The 9,658-nt window shown below is 44.4% G+C and carries 5 protein-coding genes; 4 read left to right on the top strand and 1 reads right to left on the bottom strand.

Annotation, left to right across the window (positions count from 1 at the left end; translation table 11 throughout):
- The 3 genes from A1D16_RS13680 to A1D16_RS13670 all read left to right on the top strand — a co-directional run.
- The coding region (locus A1D16_RS13680) for a glutamate synthase subunit beta (protein ID WP_290710419.1) at positions 1-1,337 on the top strand (1,337 nt) is incomplete at its 5' end.
- Positions 1,338-1,690: 353 nt separating this feature from the next.
- Positions 1,691-3,073, top strand: coding sequence for an ammonium transporter (locus tag A1D16_RS13675; protein WP_290710417.1), 1,383 nt, complete (start codon positions 1,691-1,693; stop codon positions 3,071-3,073).
- Between the two features lie 137 nt (positions 3,074-3,210).
- Positions 3,211-4,323: an outer membrane beta-barrel protein gene (locus A1D16_RS13670; RefSeq protein ID WP_290710415.1), complete on the top strand. Its 1,113-nt coding sequence runs from the start codon at positions 3,211-3,213 to the stop codon at positions 4,321-4,323.
- A 67-nt stretch (positions 4,324-4,390) separates the two neighbouring features.
- Here the strand turns inward: A1D16_RS13670 and A1D16_RS13665 are convergent, their stop codons facing one another.
- A complete protein-coding gene (locus A1D16_RS13665; RefSeq protein WP_290710413.1) occupies positions 4,391-6,979 on the bottom strand; it encodes a phosphoenolpyruvate carboxylase in 2,589 nt (862 codons plus the stop codon).
- Between the two features lie 340 nt (positions 6,980-7,319).
- On the opposite strand from A1D16_RS13665, the gene thrA reads away from it, so the two are divergent.
- Positions 7,320-9,658, top strand: a 2,339-nt coding sequence (thrA, locus tag A1D16_RS13660) for a bifunctional aspartate kinase/homoserine dehydrogenase I (protein WP_290710411.1), incomplete at its 3' end; no start/stop codon positions are given.

Raw genomic sequence — 9,658 nt, 5'->3', positions numbered from 1 at the left:
GCGGATGTCCTTTAGGAAATGTTATTCCGGAATTCAACGATGCCGTTTACAGGAAAAATTGGGAAGAAGCATTCGACATCCTGAGCTCAACAAATAATTTCCCGGAGTTTACCGGAAGAATTTGCCCCGCTCCCTGCGAAACAGCCTGTGTACTGGGCATTAATCAACCAGCAATTACCATAGAGGAAATTGAAAAACATATAATAGAAATTGCTTTTGAAAAAGGGTTGGTTAAACCCAAAAAACCGACCCTTCGTACGGGTAAAAAAGTAGCGGTTATCGGTTCCGGTCCGGCAGGATTGGCTGCCGCCGCACAATTGAATTATGCCGGACACCAGGTTACGGTATATGAGCGCGATGAAAAACCAGGTGGTTTGCTGCGTTATGGAATCCCCGATTTCAAGCTGGAAAAATGGGTGGTTGAACGCCGCATTGCCTTACTGGAAGAAGAAGGGGTTGTTTTCAAATGCCATTCCAATGTTGGTGTAAATGTTCGGGTAAATGATTTGTTGCGAGAATACCAGGCAATTGTTCTTGCAGGAGGTTCAACGGTTCCACGTGACCTGGCTATACCCGGGCGCGAACTCAAAGGCGTTCATTTTGCAATGGATTTCCTGAAACAACAAAATAAGCGAAACTATAATGCCGATCCCCTGGCATTCAGAGACATTGAAAGCAATATCTACGCAGAGCAGTTGCTGGCTACAGGAAAAAATGTAGTAGTTATCGGTGGAGGTGATACCGGAAGCGATTGCGTGGGTACCTCCAATCGCCACGGAGCAATTTCCATAACTCAATTCGAGTTATTACCAAAGCCGCCTGAAAAACGTACAGATTATATGCCCTGGCCTTCTTACCCAATGGTATTGAAAACCTCTACTTCGCATGAAGAAGGTTGCGAACGCCAGTGGGCAATTGCTACTAAATCCTTTATTGGAGATGCGGAAGGCAATCTCCGCGCCCTTCAGATTGTTGACCTGGAATGGACATCCGGTTCAGACGGACGCCCTGCCCAGTTTAAAGAAGTAGAAGGTAGTGTACGGGAAATTCCTTGTGAAATGGCTTTCCTGGCAATGGGCTTTTTACACCCCCAACACAAAGGGTTGCTGGAAGAAATGGGTGTTGAACTCGATGAAAGAGGAAATGTGCGGGCAAGCGAAAAAGCCTATCAAACCAATATTCCTAAAGTGTTTACTGCCGGGGATATGCGCCGGGGACAAAGCCTGGTGGTATGGGCAATCAGTGAAGGAAGAGAATGTGCCCGTAAAGTAGATGAATACCTGATGGGACAGTCTGTACTGGAAACAAAAGATGCTGTTTTATCTATGGCATTCTAATCACATAATATTTTTTATACATATTTGTTAAAAAGCGGCTTTTGGCCGCTTTTTTTATTTTACTAAATAAAATTTTATTTTCTTGATTTTTCCCGGCCTGCATTTCTGTATATAACATTTCATCTATTGGAGTAGAAAAAGTAAAAATTGTAACAATTTGATTTTCAAATAATTGAATGATTGTTCAAAACAAGACTCCGGTTTTTAGGTTTGCCCAGATAAACGCCGTTCAATAAATAACATTATATTTATTTATATGTGTATATATTCAACCATTTAATATCGTTTTAATAGCTACTTTAGATAAATAGTTTATAGTTATTATTTTCTTAATGTTATTAAAACCAACTGAAATGAGTAAACTGACGATCAAACAGGTAGCACCCTTCCTGGTTCTTGCTGCAGTATCTGTTGCGGCGTTGTTCACGCCCACCGTAGCAGATTTTGCTGACCCCGACAAAGTGTATAACGGAGCGGATATTGCCTGGATCCTCGTAGCATCTGCGCTGGTATTTTTGATGACCCCCGGCCTGGCTTTCTTTTATGGCGGAATGGTACATCGTAAAAATGTGATCTCTACCATGATAAAGAGTGTGGTAGCTGCCGGAGTAGTGAGTGTGTTATGGGTATTTTTTGGCTATAGCCTTTGCTTTGGCGAATCCATCGGAGGATTTATCGGCAATCCCTTTACACATATGTTCTGGAAAGGGGTAAACAGTGGCGATCCCGTAGGTGGCATTCCAAAATCACTATTTGCCGTATTCCAGTTAATGTTTGCTATCATTACCCCCGGACTGGTGGTAGGAGCTGTGGCAGAAAGAATACGCTTTACATCGTATATCCTTTTCATCGTTCTGTTTGCTATACTCGTATATGCACCGCTTGCACACATGAGCTGGCATGCAGATGGTTTCCTCTTCAAAATGGGTGCGCTGGATTTCGCCGGTGGTACCGTGGTACATATTTCTGCTGGCTGTGCAGCCCTGGCAGGTGCATTGGTATTAAAACGCCGGCAGGTACATATGGAGCATAAAGAAATTCCTCCTGCAAATATTCCTTATGTTTTGATAGGAACCGGTTTACTGTGGTTTGGCTGGTTTGGTTTCAATGCAGGTTCTGCACTGGGCGCCAACGCACTGGCAGTTTCCGCCTTTGTAACTACCAATATTGCAGCAGGAGCCGCTGGTTGCAGCTGGATGTTCTTTGATGTTATGCGTGGTAAAAAACCTTCCGTAATCGGATTCTGTATCGGCGCAGTAGTTGGCCTGGTTGCCATTACACCCGCTGCCGGTTTTGTTGGTGTTCCACAAAGTATTTTCATCGGAGTTGTTGCAGCACTGATCTCTAATATTGTTGTTTATTACAAACAAAAATCTTCCCTCGATGATACCCTGGACGTATTCCCCTGCCATGGTGTAGGTGGTATGGTAGGTATGCTGATGACCGGTGTATTTGCTACCACAGCTGTTAACAGCGCCGGACAAAACGGGTTGTTTTATGGAAATGGAGCATTCTTCCTTACCCAGTTAAAAGCAATGCTGATTGCGGTTACTTACAGCTTCGTAGTTTCTTACCTCATCTTCAAATTCATCAACTTCCTCCTGCCTTTACGGGTTAGTTCAGAAGAAGAAGAACTGGGACTGGATGCAACGCAGCACAACGAAAAATACCTGCAGGGAACACTGCTCGTACATAATAACGGAAAACTGAAAGAAGAAGAGCTTTCCGAAATCTAATCGATTACCAAAACTGACTGTTTCTCTCCTGATACGATACGAGACGGGCAGAAATTAGAAAAAGGTACAGCATATTGGTAAACTTCTGATACAAGTTTACCGCCGTACCCTTCCCTTAACACTTAAAATGTTCTACAATGTTACAAAAATTATTTGCAACAGGTATAGCACTATCGTGCATTACACTTTCCTACGCCCAAACTGCCGAGTCCTCCACCTCTGAAACAGCTGCCGAAGCAACAGCCGCCGCCCCGGAAGAAAAAAAACCCTTAATCAGCTTCTCCGGTTCGGCAGACGTTTACTATCGCTATGATTTCGGCAAACAGGCCGGTAACAACCGCACCAGCTTTACCAATACCCATAACGCCTTTTCATTGGGTATGGCCAGCCTGAAAGCGGAGCATCAGGGAGAAAAAATCGGGGTTGTACTAGACCTGGGATTTGGCCCCCGTGCAAAAGAATTTACCTATACCGATGAAGGCATTACACAGGCCATCAAACAATTGTACATTAGCTATTCCCCCACCGACTGGTTAAAATTTACTGCCGGAACCTGGGCTACCCATGTTGGCTATGAACTGGTAGATCCGCAATTGAACCGGAACTACAGTATGTCCTATATGTTCTCGAACGGCCCGTTTTCCCATACCGGTTTGAAAGCAGAATTATCCAAAGGAAAAAGTGGCTTCATGATTGGAATTTCCAATGCTACCGATTACCGGGTTCCACCTTCTGACCTGATAAACCGGAAATTCCTGCTGGCTCAATATAGTTTTGCGGCTAATGATAACCTGAAATTCTACCTGAATTATGTCGGCGGTAAAAACCCCGATACCTCTAAAACCAATCAATTTGACCTGGTAATGACCGCAGCCGTATCTGATAAGTTCAGCATTGGCTATAATGGTACAATAAATACCACCCAAACCTGGGATGGTGAAAAAAATGCCAGCGGAAAATCCTGGTGGGGATCTGCCCTCTATTTGAACCTCGATCCTAAACCCTGGTTTGGCCTGACCTTAAGAGGTGAGTATTTCAGTGATAAAAATCAGTTTAAGATACCCACCAATGTTACAGACGGCGCCAATTTATTGGCTACTACCCTATCTGCAAACTTTAAAGTAGGTGGACTAACCTTTATTCCTGAATTCCGTATCGAAAACGCAAGCGAAGAAATTTATACCGATGCAAATGGTAGCGCAAAGAAATCAGCCGGAAGTTTCCTGCTGGCCGCTATCTATAGCTTCTAATCACTGTTTCACATATGGCAAGCAATCGTTGAGCGTCCCCCGTTTCTACGGGGGACTTTTTTTATTATTATGCCGAATTCCTTCCTGCATTGATGATTCCGAAAGAACAACGCATCACCAGCTTTTCATAACTAGCTTTCAGCTCAGCACTTTTGGCCTGTGCCAAGCCTGCCGCTTCCAGCTCCCGAACCCGCGTTATTGCATATTGCTGAATAGTTGTTAAGGGCAGAACTATTCTTTCACGCATTGAAACAGATAATTGTTCTACCGGGTAATCTGCCATCAAATCGGAGCGCCCGGATAGCAATAGAACGTATTTACGTGTACGCTCATACTCGCTGTAAATCATGTGCCAGATCTCTCCGAATTCCTTATGCTCTGCCAGGTGACTGGTTAACGGAAAATAACATTTCAACATTGCCATTTCACAGTTATCCATCAGGGTTTTAAAGAAAAGCGACTGCTGGTACATATCTTTCACTTTTTTCCAATCGCCCCGCTGTTCTGCCAGTTGAAGTGCGGTACCCACGCCATAATAGCCCGTAACATTCTGTTTTAACTGACTCCAGGCGCCCACAAAAGGAATGGCGCGGAGATCATTTAAACTCAGGCGGGTAGCGGTTCCCCGTTTAGCCGGACGGGAGCCAATATTAGTGGCTGCATAAAACCGAAGTGCACTGGCATGTGATAAATAATCCAGAAACGCGGGGTTGTTTTTTAGCGAGGAATAAGCCGTAAAGCCATCACTGGCCAGTTGCTTTAATAAAGAATCCTGCTCTTCATCCAAAGTTGGCTTAAGACTGTGTTTAACAGCTGCCGTCAGGCCAGCATTCAGCAACTGTTCCATATTAAACTGGGCAGCATCAATGGTTCCAAAATTAGAGCTGATCGTTTGCCCCTGTATGGTTAACTGTATTTCTTTACTGGATACATCCTTACCCATCGATGCATAAAACTTATGCGTTTTTCCACCTCCACGGGCAGGCGGGCCTCCCCGTCCATCAAAGAACAGCACATCCACCTCGTATTTTTCAGATAAGGCAGTAAGCGCTTTTTTTGCCTGGAGAATGCTGTAGTTGGCCATCAGGTAACCTCCGTCTTTAGTGCCATCCGAAAAGCCCAGCATAATGGTTTGCCGGTTTTTCCGTAATGCCAGATGTTTCCTGTATACAGGCAAACGATAGAGGGTTTCCATAATTTCACCAGCCTGCTGCAGGTCATCGATGGTTTCGAAAAGCGGTACTATATCTATATTCAGCGTTTCTTTTTTCCATCCCCCCAATAAAAACAGGCCATATACCTCCATTACATTGGCAGCACTGGTACAATGGCTTATGATATAACGATGACAGCCGATTTCTCCATTCTCCTGCTGTATCCTGGCAATTACATTTACCGATTCCAATGTATCCTGGTGTACCGGGGTTTTGAATACAGGGATTGTTTTGAGGGCAGATAAGCCACCCAGGATCTCCAGTTTTTGCTGGGGCTCCAGCAAACTGTAGGGCTGTGGAAAGGCCGCTGTCTGCTCGGCAATTACCTCAAAGAACGCTTCATGAACAGAACTATCCTGCCGAACATCAAGCGATGCATAAAAGAGCCCGAATGCCTTGATTTTTTGAATCAGGTTATCAACCCGGTCTGCAAAAAGGCCATTGTGTTGCAGAACAATAGTGTCACGTACCTGTTGAAGCTGCTGAATCATTTCCTCTGCACTTAAACTTCTGGTGGGTTGTTCCCCAAACACTTCATTGAACAATTGCTTCTCCAGGTCTGCTATCAACTGATCAGTTTCCTTAAAGGTTAGGCGGCGTTTAAGCCTCCGAACATCCAGGTAATACTGCTTAATAATGCTGTTACGTAAGGCAGCTGCTACCTGTTGCGTGGTATCAGCGGTAACAAAGGGATTTCCGTCCCGGTCACCGCCCGGCCAGAAACCCATATGCAACAGCGGTTGGTCTGTATTCAGGTAACCAGAAAGCTCGCTGGCTGCATAAGAAAGAATTTTTCCAACAGCCGGATAAAACACATTATCCAGGTACCAGATGAGGCTGGTAGCCTCATCATAAGGGGTTGGTTTCTGTTTTTTAAAGAACGGCGTTTTACCCAGTTGCTGCAGGTAGCTGTTTACCAGCGACGTATTGTTCTCCTGCAATGCTTTGGATAAATCATGAATAATACCCAATACAGATCCCGGGTAGAACTGGGTAGGATGGGCAGTTAATACCATACGTACACAAAATGGATCTTTTACCAGGTCGCCCTTATTCTGCTCCTGTTGCTGTAAAAAAGAAATAAGTTGTTTCAATGTACCCGGGCCTGAAAAATCGTTGATTTTGCTGAAAGCCGCATCTTCCAGGGCATCAAATAATACTACCTGACGTTCTACGTATTGTACAAAACGAAACAGCAGATCGGTTCTCTCCTGTTCGGTTCGAAAACTTGTATGACTGGCAAAGAATTCATCCAGAATCTGCAGCGGACTTTTTTTCTTTTTATAGCCTTCCTCGCACACATTTAATAAAACGGACAGCAGGATACCGGTTTTTTCGATCCGGTGAAAAGGCAGCGACGTAAAAAGACTGTTATACAATTGAAACTTCAGCGCAACTTCACTCTTAAACTGTTGAAGGGCTGCCGGGTCAATATTGGCCATATGGAATTATTTATTCGTTGGTTATAGGCAGCAATCGAGCCATGAATATACCAAATCAGGCGCACTTTGAAGGACGAACCCATGGTTCCTAAAAAAAAATCAAACTAACGCTTGTTATAAAAAGTACGATTGGTAATTTCATGCCCTGATAATTAATGGCAGCGTCGTCTACATATCAAATTAGTTCCAGGCTTGTGGCTTCCACCACAACCACTACCACCATTATTACAACCCGTTAAGGGTTGTAACGTACCATATTATGCCATGGGCCTTCGGGCTGTTTTTCATCAGGGTTTCCCTGTTTTTTACCAATCAAGTTTGTTTATTTTTTATCCATTTTATGCAGGTATTAAAATTCGGCGGTACTTCAGTGGGCAGTCCGGAAGCCATCCAGGAAGTGATCTCCATTGTTTCAGAAAAAATCAAAAGCAACACCGTAGTTACCGTGGTATCTGCGTTCAGCGGAACCACCGACAGCCTGTTGCAATGCGGGCTTCTGGCTTCGCAGGGTGATGAGCAATACAAGGAATTAATTCAGCAATTAACCGGCAGACACCTGAATGCCGTTAAGCAATTGATTCCAATACAACAACAAAGTAGCTATCTCAGTGCAGTTAAGAAACTCTGTAACGATGTAGAAGACTTATGCAACGGTATTTTTCTTCTTGGTGAAACCACCGCAAGAACAAAAGATAAGCTGGTTAGCTATGGCGAACTGATTTCTTCACAGATCATTGCCGCTGCTTTTCAATCCAGGGGAATTGCCACCACCTGGTGGGATAGCCGAAAACTCATTCGCACCAATTCCGATTTCGGAAATGCAACCGTCAACTTCAGTACTACCACTTCGCAATTCCTGACAGCAAAACAGGAGCTGACAACCGCTCACGTGGTTATGCCAGGATTTATTGCTTCCAATCCGGAAGCTGTTACCACCACACTTGGAAGAGGCGGATCAGATTATACCGCTGCCATTGCAGCTGCCTGCCTGGATGCTGAAGTACTTGAAATATGGACAGATGTAAGCGGAATGATGACGGCCGATCCAAGATGGGTACCAAACGCAAAAGTAATTCCAACTATTTCTTACCAGGAAGCCATGGAATTATCCCATTTTGGTGCAAAAGTCATTTATCCGCCCACGATTCAGCCGGTAATGAATAAACAGATTCCGATCTGGATAAAAAACACCTTTGCCCCCAAAGACCCGGGCACCTGTATTCAGCAGGAAGGATACCGTAATGGAAACCCCGTAAGAGGAATCTCAAGCATCAACAAACTAGCGCTGTTAAGCCTGGAAGGCAGTGGAATGGTAGGCGTACCTGGCTTTTCGCGCCGCTTATTTGAAGCGCTTTCCGCAGAACAGATTAACGTAATCCTGATTACCCAGGGTTCTTCCGAACATTCTATTTGTGTGGGGGTGGATGAAGCCGCCGCGGAAAAAGCAAAAAAATCGGTGGATGAAGCCTTTGCACCGGAAATCAGTCTACAAAAAGTAGAACCGCTTGAAATTGAAAAAGGACTTTCCATTGTGGCACTGGTAGGTGAACAAATGAAAAGCCAGCCCGGCATAAGCGGAAAATTATTCGGTGCACTAGGACGAAACGGGGTAAATGTACGAGCCATTGCACAGGGATCTTCGGAACGAAATATTTCAGCCGTTATTTCAACTGCCGATGTACGGAAAGCGATTAACCTGCTGCACGAAGAGTTTTTTGAAACCAGCCTGAAACAAGTTAATCTATTCATCAGTGGCGTTGGAAATGTAGGCAGTCGTTTGCTGCAACAGGTTTATCAGCAACAACAATATTTATTACACCATAACCGGCTGCAGTTAAGAGTAGTTGGACTGGCTAATTCAAAAAAATACCTTATCAGCGAGGATGCCATCGATTTATCTGACTGGAAAAACCAGCTCGAAAAAAGCATTGATGGTACCATAGATGATTTCGTAGAGGGGATTATTGAAAAAAATCTTAGAAATACGGTGTTCGTAGACATTACAGCAAGCGATCTTGTGGCGGGTGTATATCCCAGGCTGCTGGAAAAAAGCTGCGCTGTGGTGGCCTGTAATAAAATAGCCTGCTCCTCTCCCTATGCGTATTACCGCGAACTAAAAGATAAAGCCAGGAGCAACAATACCGGTTTTCTATTTGAAACAAATGTAGGCGCCGGTCTTCCCGTTATTGGCACCCTGAATGACCTGCTGAAAAGCGGCGATAAAGTGAATAGGATTGAAGCAGTGCTCAGTGGCACATTGAACTATGTTTTCAATCATTACGATGGCACCCGCCCCTTTGCTGAAATTGTTCGGAAAGCGCAGGAGGAAGGCTATACAGAACCCGACCCAAGGTTGGATTTAAGTGGCATAGACGTAATGCGAAAAATAATGATCCTTGCCCGGGAAGCCGGTGAACAACTGGAAATGGAGGCGATCACAAATCATCGTTTTTTACCAGCTTCCTGCATGCAGGGCTCAGTGGAAGACTTCTATTCCAGTATGTTACAGGAAGAAGAGCATTTCAAAACTATATTTGAAGAAGCCCATAAAAATGGCAATAAGTTGAAGTTTGTAGCAACCTATCATTCGGGCAAAGCAGCAGTAGGGCTACAACAAATTCCTCCCGGGCATGACCTGTTTCATTTATATGGAAAAGATAACATCGTTTTATTCTACAC

It is taken from the genome of Flavihumibacter sp. CACIAM 22H1 (assembly GCF_001601815.1).
Lineage (GTDB): Bacteria > Bacteroidota > Bacteroidia > Chitinophagales > Chitinophagaceae > Flavihumibacter.
The sequence above is the reverse complement of the archived record's forward strand: the minus strand, read 5'-3'. Positions and strand labels throughout refer to the sequence as shown.

Excerpts from the sequence above, each read along its gene's own strand:
- A1D16_RS13665 (WP_290710413.1), bottom strand. The coding sequence starts at position 6,979 with ATGGCCAATATTGACCCGGCAGCCCTTCAACAGTTTAAGAGTGAAGTT.
- A1D16_RS13675 (WP_290710417.1), top strand. The coding sequence starts at position 1,691 with ATGAGTAAACTGACGATCAAACAGGTAGCACCCTTCCTGGTTCTTGCT.
- A1D16_RS13670 (WP_290710415.1), top strand. The coding sequence starts at position 3,211 with ATGTTACAAAAATTATTTGCAACAGGTATAGCACTATCGTGCATTACA.